Annotated in this window: 10 protein-coding genes; 7 read left to right on the top strand and 3 right to left on the bottom strand. The window is 74.2% G+C overall.

What is annotated here, in order from left to right; all coding sequences use genetic code 11:
- Nucleotides 1–255: 255 nt before the first annotated feature.
- From WMF14_RS27130 to WMF14_RS27115, 4 genes are read left to right on the top strand one after another with little or no spacing between them, the layout of a single operon-like run.
- Nucleotides 256–1,233: a fumarylacetoacetate hydrolase family protein gene (locus tag WMF14_RS27130; protein ID WP_437790673.1), complete on the top strand. Its 978-nt coding sequence runs from the start codon at nt 256–258 to the stop codon at nt 1,231–1,233.
- A complete protein-coding gene (locus WMF14_RS27125; RefSeq protein WP_272093788.1) occupies nt 1,230–1,352 on the top strand; it encodes a hypothetical protein in 123 nt (40 codons plus the stop codon). Before WMF14_RS27130 ends, WMF14_RS27125 begins: the two co-directional genes overlap by 4 nt.
- A 38-nt stretch (nt 1,353–1,390) precedes the next feature.
- Nucleotides 1,391–2,542, top strand: a complete 1,152-nt coding sequence (locus tag WMF14_RS27120; protein ID WP_437790671.1) for a 4-hydroxyphenylpyruvate dioxygenase family protein — start codon at nt 1,391–1,393, stop codon at nt 2,540–2,542.
- Nucleotides 2,542–3,702, top strand: coding sequence for a homogentisate 1,2-dioxygenase (locus WMF14_RS27115; protein WP_437790669.1), 1,161 nt, complete (start codon nt 2,542–2,544; stop codon nt 3,700–3,702). Before WMF14_RS27120 ends, WMF14_RS27115 begins: the two co-directional genes overlap by 1 nt.
- Before the next feature lie 88 nt (nt 3,703–3,790).
- Here WMF14_RS27115 and WMF14_RS27110 read toward each other — a convergent pair whose 3' ends face one another.
- Nucleotides 3,791–5,383, bottom strand: coding sequence for a serine/threonine-protein kinase (locus WMF14_RS27110; RefSeq protein WP_437790667.1), 1,593 nt, complete (start codon nt 5,381–5,383; stop codon nt 3,791–3,793).
- Entirely contained in the window at nt 5,367–5,984 is a 618-nt protein-coding gene (locus tag WMF14_RS27105) for an ECF-type sigma factor (protein ID WP_272093784.1), read from the bottom strand. The genes WMF14_RS27110 and WMF14_RS27105 overlap by 17 nt, the downstream gene beginning before the upstream one ends.
- Nucleotides 5,985–6,319: 335 nt before the next feature.
- Here WMF14_RS27105 and WMF14_RS27100 point away from each other — a divergent pair, with 335 nt between their 5' ends.
- Nucleotides 6,320–8,389 (top strand): sialidase family protein, encoded by a 2,070-nt coding sequence (locus WMF14_RS27100; RefSeq protein ID WP_437790666.1) that lies wholly within the window; start codon nt 6,320–6,322, stop codon nt 8,387–8,389.
- 60 nt (nt 8,390–8,449) lie between these two features.
- Here WMF14_RS27100 and WMF14_RS27095 read toward each other — a convergent pair whose 3' ends face one another.
- A complete protein-coding gene (locus tag WMF14_RS27095) occupies nt 8,450–8,971 on the bottom strand; it encodes a MarR family winged helix-turn-helix transcriptional regulator (protein WP_272093782.1) in 522 nt (173 codons plus the stop codon).
- 412 nt (nt 8,972–9,383) lie between these two features.
- On the opposite strand from WMF14_RS27095, the gene WMF14_RS27090 reads away from it, so the two are divergent.
- Both WMF14_RS27090 and WMF14_RS27085 read left to right on the top strand, forming a co-directional pair.
- Nucleotides 9,384–16,079 carry an SDR family NAD(P)-dependent oxidoreductase gene (locus WMF14_RS27090; RefSeq protein WP_437790664.1) on the top strand — a complete coding sequence of 2,232 codons (6,696 nt, stop codon included), beginning with the start codon at nt 9,384–9,386 and terminating at the stop codon, nt 16,077–16,079.
- Nucleotides 16,076–16,810, top strand: coding sequence for a 4'-phosphopantetheinyl transferase family protein (locus tag WMF14_RS27085; protein ID WP_437790662.1), 735 nt, complete (start codon nt 16,076–16,078; stop codon nt 16,808–16,810). Before WMF14_RS27090 ends, WMF14_RS27085 begins: the two co-directional genes overlap by 4 nt.
- Nucleotides 16,811–16,828: the final 18 nt, after the last annotated feature.

The raw sequence follows: 16,828 nt of genomic DNA, 5'->3' as shown, positions 1-16,828 counted from the left end.
GGCATAGGTGAGTATGCCTATGCCGCGAGTCAGAGGGATCGGGTAAGAGATCGTTGCAATCACCTCCATGGCGCGCTGCGCGAGATCGTGGGGCGTCGTGAAAACATCCAATCCGGTGTCCATGCGGATCCGTTCAACCGGTTACTCGGTGCACAGCGCGCAAACGAGGACGAGCCCTGGCAGGCGCGACGGGGCTCCTGCTCGTCCAGCGGAGGCGAAGAGACTGCCGGGGCGCCGAGAGGAGCTCGCTCGCGCATGAAGCTCGCCTCTCTCCGCGGCCCCGGCCGTGACGGCACGCTCGTCGTCGTCCGCCGCGACGGCCTCGCCCACGCCCCCGCCGGCGCGGCCTTCCCCACGCTCCAGGCCGCGCTGGACGACTGGGAGCGCGCCGAGCCCGCGCTCCGCCGCATCGCCGACGATATCGAGCGCGGCGGCGCGGCGGTGACCCCGCTCGCCGTGGAAGCGCTCGCCGCGCCGCTGCCCCGCGCGTACGAGTGGATCGACGGCTCGGCGTACATCCACCACATCGTGCTCGTGCGCAAGGCGCGCGGCGCCGAGCCCCCCGAGACGCTGACGACCGATCCGCTTGTGTACCAGGGCGGCTCCGGCGTCCTCCTCGGCCCGACCGACGACATCGTCCTGCGCGACGAGGCGTGGGGCCTGGATTTCGAGGCCGAGGTCTGCGTCGTCCTCGGCGACACGCCGCAGGGCACGCGCCGCGAAGAGGCCCACCGGCACGTCCGCCTGTTCCTGCTGGCCAACGACGTGACGCTGCGCAACCTCGTGCCCGCCGAGCTCGCGAAGGGGTTCGGGTTCTTCTGCTCCAAGCCCGCCACCGCGTTCTCGCCGTTCGCGATCACGCCCGACGAGCTCGACGGCGCGTTCGACGATGGGCGCGTCCACCTGCGGCTCCGCTCGACCTACAACGGCGCGCTCATCGGCGATCCCGAGGCCGGCCCCGAGATGCATTTCTCGTTCTTCGAGCTCATCGAGCATGTCACCAGGACCCGCAGCCTCACGGCGGGGACCCTCCTCGGCAGCGGCACCGTCTCGAACCGGGATCCGGCGCGCGGCGTGTCGTGCCTCGCCGAGAAGCGCATGCTCGAGATCCTGTCGGACGGGGCGGCCAGGACGCCGTTCATGAAGCCAGGAGACACGATCATGATCGAGATGCTGAATCGCGCGGGAGAGAGCCTGTTCGGGCGCATCGCGCAGCGGGTGGTACCCGGATGAGCGCCTGCGAGGTCAATCTCGCGCCGCTCTCGACCCTGCTGCGGATCGAGGCGGAGCGCACGGCGCTGCCCGCCTTCCAGGCGGCCCACGCCGACCGCCAGGTCGATCCGGTCGCCTAGCTCGCCCCTGCGTTACCCCCTCGCGACGGAGGATTCGAATGGCCAAGGTGGAGTCGATCGGCATCAAGCGGGTAGAGGCGCTGCACTACTACGTGCGCGACCTGGAGCGGAGCCGCAAGTTTTACACGGAGAAGCTCGATTTTCAGGAGATCGCCGCGAGCTCGCCGGAGCTCACGGCGGCGGCGGCGCAGCAGTCGGTCGTCTTCCAGGCCGGCGAGTGCGTCGTCGTGTGCTCGCAGCCCGCCGGCGAGGGCGGGCGGGCGTGGCGCTACCTGCGCAAGCACCCGGACGGCGTGGGCACGGTCATCTTCGAGGTCGAGGACGTAGGCCGCGCCTTCCGGCTGCTCGACGGCCGCGGGGGCACGCCGATCGACGAGATCCACAGAGCGACGGACGAGGGCGGCGCGTTCGCGTCGTTCTCGATCACGACGCCGTTCGGCGACACCACCTTTCGCTTCGTGGAGCGGCGCGGATATCGGGCGCTGTTCCCCGGCTGCGTGGCCTACGACGCGCCGCGCGGCGGCGAGAACCGGTTCGGGATCACCCGGTTCGATCACATCACCTCGAACTTCCAGACGATGGCGCCCGCCCTGCTCTGGATGGAGCAGGTGCTCGGGCTCGAGCCGTTCTGGAAGATCGCGTTCCACACGAACGACGTCGCGAAGGACGCGGACCACGGCTCGGGCCTGCGCTCGGCCGTGATGTGGGATCCGGCCTCGGGCGTGAAGTTCGCGAACAACGAGCCTTACCGGCCCTACTTCAAGAGCTCGCAGATCAACGTCTTCAATGAGGAGCACCGCGGCGACGGGGTGCAGCACGTGGCGCTCGCCGTGGAGGACATCCTCGCCGCCGTGCGCGCGATGCGCGGGCGGGGCGTGGAGTTCATGCCGACCCCGGCCGCCTATTACGACATGCTGCCCGAGCGCTTGCGGGAGCTAGGGATCGGGCAGATCGACGAGAACGCGGCGGCGCTGCGGGAGCTCGAGGTGCTCGTCGACGGCGACGGCGCGAGGTCCTATCTCCTCCAGATCTTTCTGAAGGAGTCGTCAGGCACGCACCGCGATCCCGACGCGGGGCCGTTCTTCTTCGAGCTCATCCAGCGGAAGGGGGATCGCGGCTTCGGCGCCGGCAATTTCCGGGCGCTGTTCGAGAGCATCGAGCGGCAGCAAAGAGCGGACGGGAGCGGCTGATGCTCGATCGCGTCGTCGCCGGGATCGTCCCGCCCAAGCACCACATCGCCCTCCGGAGCGAGGCGGGGGATCTCCGCTACGAGGAGTGCCTGACGCGGGCGGGCTTCGACGGCCCCTACACGATCGCCTACCACGAGCGCCGGCCGCACGAGCACCGGGTCGCGGAGGCCGCGCACGGCTTCACGCTGCCGGTCGCCGCGGCGGCGCGCCCGCTCGCCAAGCGGCACTACCGGTCGCAGGATCTGCCGCGGCGGGGCGGGCCCGCTGTCGACTGCCGCGTGCCGCTGCTCTTCAACGACGACGTGGTGATCGGGCTCGTCCAGCCAGACGCGGCCGATCCTGTGTACTTCGCGAACGCCGACGCCGACGAGCTGTTCTTCATCTTCCACGGGGGCGGCGTCCTGCGCACGATGCTGGGCGATCTGCGCTTCGAGCAGGACGACTACGTCGTCATCCCGAAGGGGCTCTTCTACCGCTTCCTCCCGGACGCCGCGCCCCAGCGCTGGCTCTCGATCGAGGCCGAGGACATCCATATCCCGCGCAAGTGGCGCAACGAGGTCGGCCAGCTGCGGATGGACGCGCCGTACTCGCACCGCGATTTCCGGCGGCCCACGTTCGTCGGCCCCCTCGACGAGGGCATCCGCGCGCTCGTCGTGAAGCGCGGCGGCGCCTTCCACGGCTTCGCCATCGAGCGCTCGCCGCTCGACGTCGTCGGCTGGGACGGGACGGTGTACCCGTTCGCGTTCCCGATCCTGCGCTTCCAGGCGCGCGTCGGGCTCGTGCACCTGCCTCCGGACTGGCACGGGACGTTCGCCGCGCGGGGCGCCCTGGTCTGCAGCTTCGTGCCGCGCCCTGTCGACTTCCACCCGGAGGCGATCCCGTGCCCGTACCCGCACTCGTCGGTCGATTGCGACGAGTTCCTGTTCTACTGCCGCGGCAACTTCACCTCACGCCGCGGCGTCGGCCCCGGCAGCATCTCGCACCACCCCGCCGGCGTCCCGCACGGGCCGCACCCCGGCGCGTACGAGGCGAGCCTCGGGGCCCGCGAGACGAGCGAGCTCGCGGTCATGCTCGACACGATCCGCCCGCTCTCGGCCACCGCGGCCGCGCTCGCGGTGGAGGACCCGGGCTACCAGGACAGCTTCATCGCGGGCCCATGATCGGGGTCAGGCGCTCGGCCGACGACCATCTCGTTGGGTTCCAGCGCGAGCCGGACGCCGTGAATCGACAGGGACAGGCGATGACGCGCTACTCGCGGTGCCACACCACGATGGCGAGCGTCAGCGAGCCCAGCACGCCCGTGACGTAGATCGCGGCGGCGTGCTCCGGGAAGACCGCGGCGGCCGCCGAGCACGCCGCGCAGAGGGCGGCGGCTATCCAGCTCGCCCTCGGCAGGCTCGGCGCGGCCGTCGCGTGGACGGTCGCGAAGAGGAGCAGGTTCGTCGCGAGCGCGCGCTCCACGGGCTCGTCCGTGATCACGGCGAGCGCCCGGTGAAGGAGCATCGCGACGAGCAGCACCTTCACCACGTGGCCGATCCGCCGGTTCACCGCGCTCTTCGAGAGAGGGCGGCGGAACACCCGGAGCAGCGTGAGCCCCGCGAGCGCCGTGACGCAGCCCATCGCGAACAGGTCCACGGGGCGGACCACCGGGACGACGCGGCCGATGCCCACCGTCGCCATCACGACGCCGAGGGCGCCGATCAGGAGGCCGAAGCGGATGCGCTCGCGCCTGGAGACCGTGAGATCGAACTCGGAGCTCCTCGCCAGCTCATCGGCGAGGACGCTCAGCAGATCGTCGAGCCTCGGCCACCGCTCCTCGGGCCGGGCGCGGAGCCCGCGCGCGAGCGCGCCCCGGACCCGCGCCGGTACCTTCGAGCCGGCCGGCGCCGGCCTCAGGAGATCGCGCCGCGCGCCGTCGAGCCGCGCTCGGACGTCCTCCCCCTCGAACGGCGGCTCCCCGTAGAGCGCCTCGTAGAGCGTCGCGCAGAAGCTCCATTGATCGCTCCTCGCCGTCGCCGGCCTCCGCTCGGCCTGCTCGGGGGCCATGTACGCGGGCGTCCCCATGAACGCGCTCCCGGCCGTGAGCTGCGCGCGGAGCGCGTCCTCCCCGGGGATCTCGGCGCCGGAGCCCCCGCCGGAGAGGGGCCGGTCCTCCTCGAGATGGAGGCGCGCGAGCCCGAAATCGGCGATGCGCGCCCGGCCGTCCTTGCCGATCAGGATGTTGTCCGGCTTGACGTCGCGGTGGACGAGCCCCTCCTGGTGCGCCGCCGCGAGCCCGCGGCCGGCCTGGATCCCCGCGGCGAGCGCGGCCTCCCACGCGCGGGGCTGCTCGCCGCGCAGGTCGCGGAGCGTCCGGCCGTCGACGAACTCCATCGCCACGAACACGCCCCGCTCGTGCTCGCCGATCTCGTAGATGGGGACGACGTTCGGGTGCGAGAGCCTGGCCATCACCTGCGCCTCGCGCACGAGGCGGGCCCGATCCTCGGGATCGAACCCCCCCGGCGCGATGAGCTTGAGGGCGACGCGGCGGTCGAGCTCCGCGTCGTAGGCCGAATAGACGACGCCCATCCCGCCCTGTCCGGCCTTGGCGAGCACCGTGAACCGCCCGACGCGCGCGCCCGGGCTCAGCGATTCGCCGCGGTCCGGGAAGGCGACTGCGGCGCCTTTCAAGAACCCGTCCGGCTGCGCGCCGTCGCTCCGGAGCAGGCTCCACACCTCCCGGAGGAGCTCGGGGCGGCCCGCGCACCGGGCCTCCAGGAACGCCCGGCGGCGCTCGTGGCGCTCGTCGAGCGCCGCCTCGAAGAGCGCCTCTACCTCGCTCGGATCAAGGGGCGGGCTCATCTCCGCCGTGGAGCGCCCGGTAGAGCCACGCCTTGGCGAAGCGCCAGTCGCGCTCGACCGTGCGCGTCGTCACGCCCGAGAGCTCGGCGATCTCGTCCTCGGTCAGGCCCGCGAAGTAGCGCAGCATCACGATCTCGGCCTTGCGCGGGTGCTCCTGGCTCATCTTGCGCAGGGCCTCGTCGAGGGCGAGGAGGTCCTCGACGGGGAGATCGAGCGCGAGCGGCAGCTCGTGGATGTCCTCCTCGGGGGCGCGCTCCCGGTCTCCGCCCCGCTTCCGGGCGGCCTTGTGGCGCGCGTAGTCGACGAGGAGGTCGCGCATGGCCTGGGAGGCGGCGCCGAAGAAATGAGCGCGGCTCTGGAAGCGGGCCTCGCCGTCCCGGAAGAGCTTCTCGTACGCCTCGTGGACGAGCGCGGTGGGGCCGAGGGTCTGCCCGGCGCGGAGGTGGCGGACGCGGGCCAGCGCGATCGTCTTGAGCTCGGCATAGACGGCGCGGAGGAGGGCGTCTGCGGCGTCCTTCTGGCCCTCCTGGGCGGCGTGCAGGAGGCCCGTGATGGCCTCGCCGGCGCTCGGTCCGGGGGCGCGTCGATCGCTCGCGTTCATGGGGGGCGCCTCGCTCAGGCCGGAGCGTACACCATACGGCCGGGCCGACGAGCCCGACCGCGCGCCGCGCCGTGACAACAGTCCGGGGCGGGACGCCGGCGCGCCGCGCCGTCCCGCCGGCCGACCGGCGGCAGCCGTCAAGGGACCATGCTCGCCCGCCGCGGAGCCCCGCCCCAGCGGCCAAGCCGGGCGGCGCCGCGGTGGCCGCCTCGACGTCGCGGTCACCTCGACGCTGGAGGTGCTCGGCGTCGCAGCGTCGATGATCGGGTGCGACGAGATCTTCAGTCTGTTCATCCCTGCGCAGCGACCCTCCAGGAGCGTCCGCGCTCCAGCGAGTGTCCGAATCGAAGATGGATATCGCGTGTTTTGTGAGTTGCGCGACTCCGCCGTGCGGAGTAGTAAGCAGGGCTTTCCGCGAGCTCGCGATCGCTCGGCCGGGCGAGGAGCCGTCGCCGAGCGCAGATTGCCGCGGAACGCTCTATTGGCGGCAGCTCCGCGTTGCCGCTTCGACGCGGGCGATGAGCGCGAGCGCGAGCGTGTGCTCGACGGAGCGCCCAGCCCAAGGAGGTAGGATGCGTTCCTTACGAGCGAACATCGTTTATATTGCACCACTCTTCGCTGCCCTGACCGCGCTTTCGGCGTGCTCGCAAGGACCGGAGCTCGACCTGGCGCCGCTCGCCGAGGGCCACGATCGCGCGCTCGGGAGCGTGGTGAAGAGCGGAGTCGCGCTGTCGACTCGCGCCGCGGGCCTCGGCGCGCCCGCGACGCTCGAAGACCGCGCGCGGGCGACGATTGCCGAGCGACCGATGGCCCTCTGGTCGGAATACGCGCCGCCGATCCGGACGATCGGAGAGAACGTTCAGGTCAACGATCCGGCGCTCGACAAGATTTATAAGTTTCGCACCAACCCGCCGACACGCCCCTTCGTCCTGGTGACCCAGAGCGAGACCTCGATCGCCGCGCATGACCACAACATCGTTGTTGCCTACAACACGTCCGCCGGCGTGACGCCTGTTCTGGTCGACAACACCATCGTGCCCAAAACTTTTTTTGGCTCCGGCTTCTCGACCTCGAACGACGGCGGCGTGACCTGGAAGAGCGGCTTCATTCCTCCGCTGCCCGGGAGCACGACCACGCTCGGTGATCCTGTCGTGCGCGAGGATCGCCGTGGGGTCTTCCATTTCGCCGGGCTCACCGCGGACGCGGAGGGCCGGCTGGGTGTGCAGGCCAACAGGTCGACCGACGGCGGCCGAACATGGAGCGAGGCGGTGCTCGTGGCCCAGGACGACGGCGCCGACAAGAGCTGGCTGGCCGTGGGCCCCGACCCGGTGCGCCGGCGCCGGGACAACCTCTACGTGACCTGGACCAGCTACCAGCCCCCGGAGGCGCCCGTCCGGACCGAGCTCCGCTTCGCGCGCTCGACCGACGGCGGTGAGACCTGGACATCCAAGGTCGTCTTCGCCCCCGAAGCGAACCCGGATCCCACGCTGCCGCAGAACGCGATCCAGTTCACGAACCCCGTCGTGGATCGCCACGACGGCACGCTCTACCTGCCATTCCTTCAGTACAGCGGTTCGGACGCCGATTTCATCCGGATGCTGGTGTCCCGTGACGCCGGCGAGACGTTCGAGTTTGTGGAGTTCAATCTCGCGGGAGCCCCGGACCCGACCCTCCTGCCCGTGGTTCAGCCCGGCGAGCTCATCGATTGCGGCAACGTCGGCGGTCCACGCCTGGCCATCACCGACGGGCCGCGCCGCAGGGGGCGATTCGGTCTGCCCACCTACGTGCACGCCTCGCGCCTCATCGTTCAGCCGACGCTCGCGGTGCGCCGCGGTATCGTTTACCTGGCCTGGTCGGCCTCCACCAGCGAGATCTTCGGCGAAGCGGGATCGGGCTCGAACGTCTTCCTCATTCGCTCGGATGACCGCGGGCGGACGTGGACGTCGCCGATCCCCGTCACCTCCGGGGCCGGGGAGAACATCCATCACGTGCTCCCGGCCGTGACCATCGGCAAGCGCCGGAGCGACGTGCACATCGTTTACTATACGCAGAACCGCGACAGGTCCGTTGACGTGGAGATGGCGAGCTCGTTCGAATACGGGGAATCCTTCGGCGAGGGCGACAGGCAACAGGTGACGGACACCTCCTTCCGCCTCTCGCCGACGAACATCCCGCTGGACGTGCCTGTCGGTGCCAACTACCCGACGACGAACTTCGATCGGGTCGTCGCACCCTGTTACAACCTCGGCGAGTATCTCGACGTCACGTCGGAGCGGCAGAGGCTCTATTCGGCCTGGGGAGACCTGCGCAATCTCATCACGGAGCCCAGGAGCCCCGCGGACCCGATCGCGGGTCAGACGCACTCGCAGGCGGACGTCTTCTTCCAGGCCTTCAAGGCGCGCTGAGCGCGCGTCGTACGGCGCTCCATCGGCGCCTCGCCGTGCTCATCGCGCCGCCGGTGATCGTCACTTCGCCTTGCGCTTGCCCTGCCGCGACTTTTGCTCGGTCCGCTCGTGCGCCGGCGCCTTCTCGGGCCGCGTGGCCAGGGCCACGACGCGGCCGAGCTCCTCGCGGAGCGCGTCGGCCCTGCCCTCGCCGAGCTGCTCGCGGACGTGCTTCTGCGTCCGCTCCCACAGCGGGAACGCCGCCTCGATGGCGCGCTCGCCCTGGCGCGTGAGGGAGATGATGCGGACGCGCGCGTCGTCGGGCGCCCTCGCCACGCGGAGCAGGCCCGCCTTCTCGAGCGGCACGAGGTTCCTCGTGAGCGTCGTGCGATCCATGACGAGCCCGTCCGCGAGCGCGCTGAGCTGCACGCCCTCGTCGCCGCACGTCGCGACCGCGGCGAGCATCGTGAGCTGCGTCGACTGGAGCCCCACCGCGCGCAGGCTCTCGTCGTAGAGCCGCGTCAGCGCGCGCGACGCGCGGCGGACGCGCACGAGGGCGCACTGGCTCGCGATGATCTGGGCGGCGCGGGCAAAATCAGTCACCAGTGTATCTACACCGTTTCGACCGGGTCCGTCAAATCACGGCCAGGATCGCGGCTTGACATCCGTTCAGGTGTAGCTACACCTATCTCGTCCTCGACGACGTGGATCCGCCTCGTCTGCTCGACCGCCTGCTCGGCGTCGGCGGTCCTGGCGGCCCCGGCGCGCTGGCCGATCGCTGGAATCGATCGGTCATCAGTCGCCAGGGCCATGGCGGCGTTGAGGCGAGCATCGCGGCATCACCCGCGCGGACGGGGGCCATAGGCCTGCGGCGCGCTCTGCGCATTTACGTGTAGGTACACTTATTCGAACAGCCCGAGCGGCGCAACGGTGAGGAGCGCACGAGACATCGGCTGGCACCCGGTGCCAGGCGTGCGTCGACGCCGCGCGCGGGCGGGCTGCGTGGAGAGGATCTATGGGCGAGTTCTTCGTCGTTCCGTACTGCGTGAAGTTCGAGGACAGCATGGCTTATGGCAGCCATCACTACCTCACCAACTTCCGCTTCCAGTGCATCGCGCGCGAGACGCTCTACTTCGCCGAGGCCGCGGACGGCACGCTCCCGCATGAGGAGGATCGCGCCGCGATCCGGCTGCTCACCACCGAGGGGTACAGCAGGAACCTCGCGCCGGTGCGCGTGGGCGAGCGCGTCGCGATCTTCATGACCCTCGGCGCGGTGACGCGCTCGAGCGCGTACGGCTACTTCCGCACGGTCCGCTTCGACGGCGAGCCCGTGGCGTGCGGCTACCAGCGCATCGTCGCCGTCTCCTCGGCGAGCGACGAGCTCGCGCCGCTGCCCAGGTCGGTGACGGCGCACGTCGGGGCCCTCGACGAGCGCGTGCCGCACCAGCGCTTCGTCGAGCTCTGCCTGCGCGGCGGCTCCGCGCTGCGCGAGCTCTTCCCCGAGCGCGTGCTCCGGCACGCCGCCGAGGTCGCTCGGGGGCCGCTCCACGAGGCGCGCCCGCACAGGGCGCGGTGGGACGCGGAGGCCGCGGCGGCCGTGGAGGCGGCGCCGGGGCGCTCCAGGGAGGCCGCGGCGGGCGTGGACGGCGCCGGTGTCGCCGGCAAGATCGCGCTGCTCCTGCCGGGCCAGGGCTCGTTCGACCTCCGGCTCCTGCGAGCGCTCCACGCGCGCTTTGATGCCGCGCGCGAGGCGGTCGCCGCGGCCGAGCCCGCGGCGCGCGAGCTGCTCGGCGCCTCGCTCGCGGCGCTCGTGACCACCGGCGAGGCGGAGGCGCGGGCCGCCCTCGAGGCGTGCGTCGATCTCGATCAGCTCGGGATCCTCGTCCAGGACCACGTCGCCGTCGCGCTGCTCCGGTCCGCCGGGCTCGAGCCGGACATCGTGGCGGGGCACAGCCTCGGGGAGATCGCCGCGCTGGCCGCGGGCGGCGCGTTTCCCCTGGCGACGGCCGCCGAGGTCGTGTGCCGCCGGGTGCTCGCCCTCCGCGGCGCTCCGCCCGGCCGCATGCTCGCCGCCCACACCGGCGCGGAGCGCCTGCGCGACGAGGTGCACGCGCTCGGCCGGGACGACGTGTTCGTCGCGGTGGTCAACGCGGCCGATCAGGCGGTCGCGTCGGGCACGGCGGACGGCATCGCCGCGCTCGAGCGGCGGCTCACCGGCGCCGGCGTCCGCGCGACGGTGCTCGCGAGCCGCTACGCCTTCCACTCGCCGCTGCTCGCGCCGGCGGTCGGTCCGTTCGCGAGCGCCCTCGGGCGCGCCGGCGCGGCGCGGCCCGCGGTGGCCACGTACTCGCCGATCGATCGCGTCCACTACGGCGACGGCCCGCTCGCGCCCGCGCGCCTGCTCCCCATGCACCTCGTGACGCCGCTCGACTTCGAGGCGGCCGTGCGGGACCTCCACGCGGCGGGGGTCCGCACCTTCGTCGAGTGCGGCGGCGGCGGCGCCCTGACCGCGCTCGCGCGGCGGAGCGCGCCGCCCGGGCCCGATCTGCGCGTGATCTCGACGTTCCGGGCCGGAGAGGACGTCGTGGCCGAGCACCGGCGCGTGATCGACGCGCTGCGCGCCGCGGGGCGCGCGCTCACGGCGGTCGCGCCGCTCCCGGAGGAGGCGGCGGACGGCCGCCGCCCGCGCGAGGTCGCGAGCCCCGCCGCCGTGAGCTCCGCGAGCCCCGCCGCCGCCGCGAGCCCGCGCGAGGACGACGCCGCCGCTGCGGGTGCCACGGCGATCGCGATCGTGGGCATGGGCGCTGTGCTGCCGGGGGCCGGCGGCGTCGACGCCTACCTCGCGCAGCTGCTCGCGGGCACGTGCGGGATCGCCGACACCGGCGAGCGACACCCGGAGCTCGCGACCGACTTCCTGAGCCGCGGCCGCGCCGCCGACAAGACGTACAGCCTGCTGGTCGGCACGGTCGACGCCCTCGGCCCGTACGCCGAGCAGACAGGTTACGACGCGCGCACGCTCGATCGGCTGCCCAAGACGGCCCGCATGCTGGCGTGCGCGCTCGCCGAGGCCCGAGCGAACGCGGCCGCGCTCCGCGACGGCGCGCCCCTGCGGATCGTGTGCCTCCTCGGGTCCACGGCCGACGGCTCGATCGAGCACGACGAGGCCACGCTGCTGCTCGGCGTCGAGCGCGCGCTCGAGCGCGCCGCCGCGGACGAGGCGGCCCGCGCCGCCGCGGCGGACGCGCTGGCAGCCGAGCTCGGGCTCGACGCCGGGCGGCGCGCGGCGTGCCGCGGCCACCTCGAGCCGCTCGCGCGCGTCGTGCGCGACGTGGTGGGGGAGGGCGCGCGCACCGTCGTCGTCGACGCGGCCTGCGCGTCGTCGATGCACGCGGTGCACCTGGGCGCCGCGATGCTCCGCCGCGGCCTCGCCGACGTCGTGATCGCCGGCGGCGCCTACCAGCCCGGCCCGACGAACGCGTGCCAGTTCTCGCAGTTCGGCGGGCTCTCCGCGACCGGCAGCCGCCCCTTCGACGCGTCCGCGGACGGCGTCGTGTTCGGCGAGGGCGCCGCGGTCGTCGTGCTCGAGCGGCTCGACGACGCCCGATCGCGGGGCGATCGGGTCGACGCCGTGCTCCTGGGCAGCGGCCTGTCGAGCGACGGCCCGAGCCCGTCGGTCACGGTGCCGCAGCGCCGCGGGCAGGCCCTGGCGATGCGGCGTGCCCACGCGCGGGCCGGCGTCGAGGCGCGGAGCGTGCAGTACGTCGAGGCGCACGCCACGGCGACCCCGGTCGGCGACGCCACCGAGTTCCAGGCGCTCGCCGAGGTGTTCGCGAGCGACGCCGGCGGCGCGGGCGCCCCGCGCATCACCCTGGGCAGCGTCAAGTCGCTGCTCGGCCACACGGGCTGGACCGCGGGCGTCGCGTCGCTCATCAAGGTCGTGCTCGCGATCCGCGAGCGCACGCTCTTCCCGCAGCACGGGTTCCAGGCGCCGAGCGCGCGCATCGATCTGGCGGGCTCGCCGTTCGCCATCCCGACGGCGGCCGCCCCCTGGATCGCCGAGGGCGGAGCCCCGCTGCGCGCCGCGCTCGACAGCTTCGGCTTCGGCGGCACCAACGCCCACCTCGTCGTCGAGGAGCACCGCCCAGACCGCCACCCCGCGCGTCCGCGCCCGCGCGGAGGATGCCGCGCGCTGTGTGTCGTCGGGCTCGGGGCCGTGTTCCCAGCCACAGGCGGCGCGACCGGGGGCGCCCCCTCGGACGTGCTCGCGTTCGACGAGGGCGCGCTCCGGCTGCCGGCCCGCGCGCCGGTCCTCCCGGACGCCCTCGAGGCGATGGACCCGACGCAGCTGCTCGCGGCGATGGCCGCGGAGGAGGCGCTCGCGGCGCTGCCCGCGCGCGAGCTCTGCGAGCGCATCGGCGTCGTCGTCGGCCACGAGGGCAAGACGCGCCGCGGCGCCCGCGCCAACGAGCGCATCTTCGCCGACCGCGTGGCGCGGGCGCTCCGCGCGCGCGGCGTCGGCCCCGCGCTGGCCTCCGCGACGGCCGGCGCGCTCCGCTCGGGCTCGCCGGCGACGGGGCCGTACACGCAGCCGGGCAACATGCCCAACGTCATCTCCGGGCGCATCGCCAACGTCTTCGGCCTGCGCGGGCCGAACTTCGTCGTCGACACCTCGGCGACCTCGCTGCTCGACGCGCTCGCGGCCGCCGATCTCGTGCTCGACGAGGACTGCGACGTCGTGCTCGCGGGGGCCGTCAACGCCTTCAGCGACGACGTCGCGCGGGGCGCGTCCGCTACCCATGACCCGCGGCCGGTCGGCGAGGCGGCGCTGCTGGTCGCGCTGTGCACCGAGGACACCGCGGCGCGCCACGCCTGGCCGGTGCTCGCTCGCCTGAACCTCGTCGCCGGCGCGGCGGAGGGGCCGCGCCCCGCCGCCCGCGAGCTTACGGTCGGCGGATCGAGCGCGTGGCTGCGCGGGGCCGAAGGCGCCGTCGAGCTCCACGCGGCGATCCGCGGCGCGCGCGCGCACGGCGCTGCCCTGGTGCGCTGGCCGTCCGATCCCCGCGCCGTCCAGGTCACGCCCCCCGAGACCGCGTCCGTCGCGCCGGCGCGAGCGGCCTCGGGCTTCGCGACGGGCACGCCGATCCACGGCTTCGTCCCCGAGATCGCCCCCGCGCCGGCGGCGGGGCCGGCGGCGCGCGTCCCGTCCCGCGTCCTCTACGTCTGCACCGACGCGGCGCTCGCCGCGGAGGTGCGGCGCGCCGCTCGCTCCGACGAGGAGCGCGCGCGCATCCTCGCGCTCGCCGTCGAGGATGCGCCCGACAGGGCCGAGCCCGGTAGCCCGCGCGACCTCGCGGCGCCGGGGGCCGAGGCGTCCGGCGGTGCGCCCTCGCTCGACGCCCGCGATGAAGCGCGGCTCGGCGCGTCGTTCGCGGCCCTGGCCCCCGAGGACGTCGACGCGGTCGTCGTGCTCACCCGCGCCACCGACGCGCTCGCGTTCGTCGACGGCGCGCCGGGCTCGTACAGGCCCGTGCTGCGCGCGCTGTTCGGCGCTGCGCGCCGCTACCACGGCGCCATCGCGCGCGGCGAGGTGGCCTTCGCAGCCGTCGTCGCCTCCGCCGTGGACCTCCACGGGCGGCTCGCGCCGGTGAGCGGCGCGGTCGGCGGCTTCGTGAAGTCCCTGGCGCGCGAGCTCCCGGGCGGCGACGTGCGCGTCGTCCACACCGACGCGCGCGACGTCGCGGCCGCCCTCGGCGCGCTCTCCGAGGAGTGGCGGCGCGCCCGGCCCGCCGTTCCCGAGGAGGTGGTCGATCTCGGCGGCGCGCGGCACACCGTGCAGCTCGCCCGCGCCTCCGCGAGGCCGCGCGCGCGCGCCGTGCCGCAGCTCGGCGCCGATTCGGTCGTGCTCGTGACGGGCGGCGCGCGCGGCATCACGGCGGAGCTCGTCGAGGGCCTGCTCGACCGCTTCGGCTGCCGCGCCGTGCTCCTCGGCCGCTCGCGGCTGGAGGACGCTTCGGCTCGCGCGCTCGCGATGACCGACGCGGAGTTCGACGCGTACGAGCGGGACTTCTACGCCGAGGCCCTGCGCGAGGGCCCGGGCCTGCGGATGGGCGTCCTGCGCGAGCGCTACGCGCGCCTCCGCGCGGCGCGCGAGGCGCACCGGGTCCTCGCCCAGCTGCGCGCCGGGGGCGCGGGCGGCCGCGTCGTCGACTACCACGCCGTCGACGTGACGCGCGGCGAGGACGTCGACCGCGCCGTCGCGGCGGTCGCGGCGGCGTACGGCCGGGTCGATCTGGTCGTGCACGGCGCCGGCATCCAGGTGTCGAGCCGGCTCACGTCGAAGTCGCTGGAGCTGTTCGAGCGGATCGTCGACACGAAGCTCGCCGGCCTCGCCCACCTCCGCCGCGCCCTCGCGCGCCACCTGCCCGCCGCGCGCCCGCACGTCCACCTCGTCACGTCGGCGTTCAGCGTCCTCGGCAACGACGGGCAGCCGGACTACGGCGCGGCCAACGAGGCGATGAACCGCGCCGCGGCGTACTTCGCCGCCGAGGCGGGCGCAGGCCCGTGGTCGAGCATCGCGTGGCTCGGCTGGAACGGCGTCGGCATGACCGCCGGGTCCGAGTACAGCGCGCTCGGCGCGGCGCGCGGGCTCCGGGGCGTCGAGCCGGAGGAGGGGAGGCGGATCTTCCTCGACCTCGTCGCCGAGCCGCCCGCCGGCGCGGCCCAGGTCCTGCTCAGCGACGGCGAGATCGGGCGCTTCGCCCCGCGCATCGTCGCGGCGGCTGTGGCGGACGGCGCGCCGGGGAGCGCGCCCGAGAGCGCGTGGACGCTCGATCCACGCGTCGATCCGTGGCTCTCAGACCACCGGGCGCACTCGAGCGCCGTCGCGGCCGGGGCGTTCCTCGTCGACCTGGCCGTCCGGCACGCGCTTGCGACCTCGGGCGGCGGGGCGCTCGTCCGCGAGGTCCGCGACGTGCGCTTCCTCGAGTTCCTGCGCCTCGCCGACGACGCGCCGCGCGCCGTGCGCACGGTGACGACCCGCAGCGAGCGGCTCCCCGGCGGCCACGTCGCGTGCGCTGTCGAGGTGCGCGGCGACTTCGTCCACCGGTCGGGCGTGACCCTCCGCGCCGGCGTGGTCTTCGCGACATGCGTGGTCGAGCTCGGCCCGAGCCACGTCCGCCGCGCCGGCCTCGTCCCGCGTCACGCCGGGCGGGTCGACGGGCCCCTGGTGCGCGACCCGTACGCGGGCCCTGGCTCGCCGGTCCGGCACGCGGGCTGGTTCGATCACCTCGGCACCTTCGCGCTCGGGGCCGCGCTCAAAGAGGCCCGGTTCCGCCTCCCGACCGACGGCGCCCTCGCGCGGCAGCGCGCGGCCGCCACGCCGTTCCTCCTGCTCGACGCGCTCCTGTCGCTGGGCACGCTGCGCCGCGACGAGGCGGGCGCGTTCCCGGTGTGCGCCGCCGGCGGCGTCGACCGGATCCGCTTCGGGACGGCGGGCAACGACCTCGCGCTCCGCGACGCGGGCGTCCCCATCCGGCTCGTCGCCACGGTCCCGGCCGTGGCGGGCGACCGCGTCCTCGGCGCGTGGGCGCAGGCGCTCGACCCCTCGGGTGGCGTGCTTCTGGAGGTCGAGGGGCTCGAGGGGCGCGTCATGGGGCGCGTGGCCGCGGACGCCCGCACCGCGGCGCAGGCGCCGATGCTGAGGGCGCTGTGACGCCGCCGCTCGCGATCGCGGTCGCGCGCGCGGACGCCGAGGCCGCGGCGCGGCTCGAGCCCTACCTGACGGCCAGCGAGCGCCGCGCGTGCGCAGCGCAGCGCGTCCCGGCCCGGCGGGCGCAGTCCGCGTGCGCGCGCGTCGCGGCGAAGTGGCTGCGCCTGGAGCTCGCCGCCGGCCGCGGCGCGCCGCTGGTCGCGCTGGACGCGGCCGCGCTCGAGGCGCACCCGCGCGCGGACTACCTCGCCTGCGCGGTGACGGGGCCGTGCGGTCGTCGCCCGTGCTTCGAGGACGGCGCGTTCGCGCTGTCGCTCTCGCACGCGGGCGAGCTCGCGGCGGCCGCGGTCACCACGGCGCGCGCGGTCGGCGTCGACGTGGAGCGGGTCGAGGCGCGCGCGGCGGCCTTCGCCGACGAGCACTTCACCCCCCGCGAGCGCGAGGGCCTCGAGCGCGGCGCCGCGACGGGCGCCCCGCGCGCCGCGCTCGAGACGCTGCTCTGGAGCGCCAAGGAGGCGCTCTACAAGACGGGGGCGCTCGCGCTGCCGGCGCGGTTCTCGTTCCGGGACATCGACGTCGCGTTCCCGCCGGGGGGCGCGCGCCTGGCGCCGCCCTCGGTCCGCTCCTTCGCGCTGGGCGCGCGGGGCGGGCAGTTCTTCGGCCGGGCCGTGCTGACCGGTGCGTTCGCGCTCGTCGCGGCCGTCCCCGTCCCGCCGGCCGCGGCTCTCGGATGAATGGAACTCACCAAACAC

It is taken from the genome of Sorangium sp. So ce693 (assembly GCF_051521375.1).
In the GTDB taxonomy this organism is placed as follows: Bacteria; Myxococcota_A; Polyangia; order Polyangiales; family Polyangiaceae; genus Sorangium; species Sorangium atrum.
This window is presented reverse-complemented; position numbering and strand designations above follow the sequence as displayed.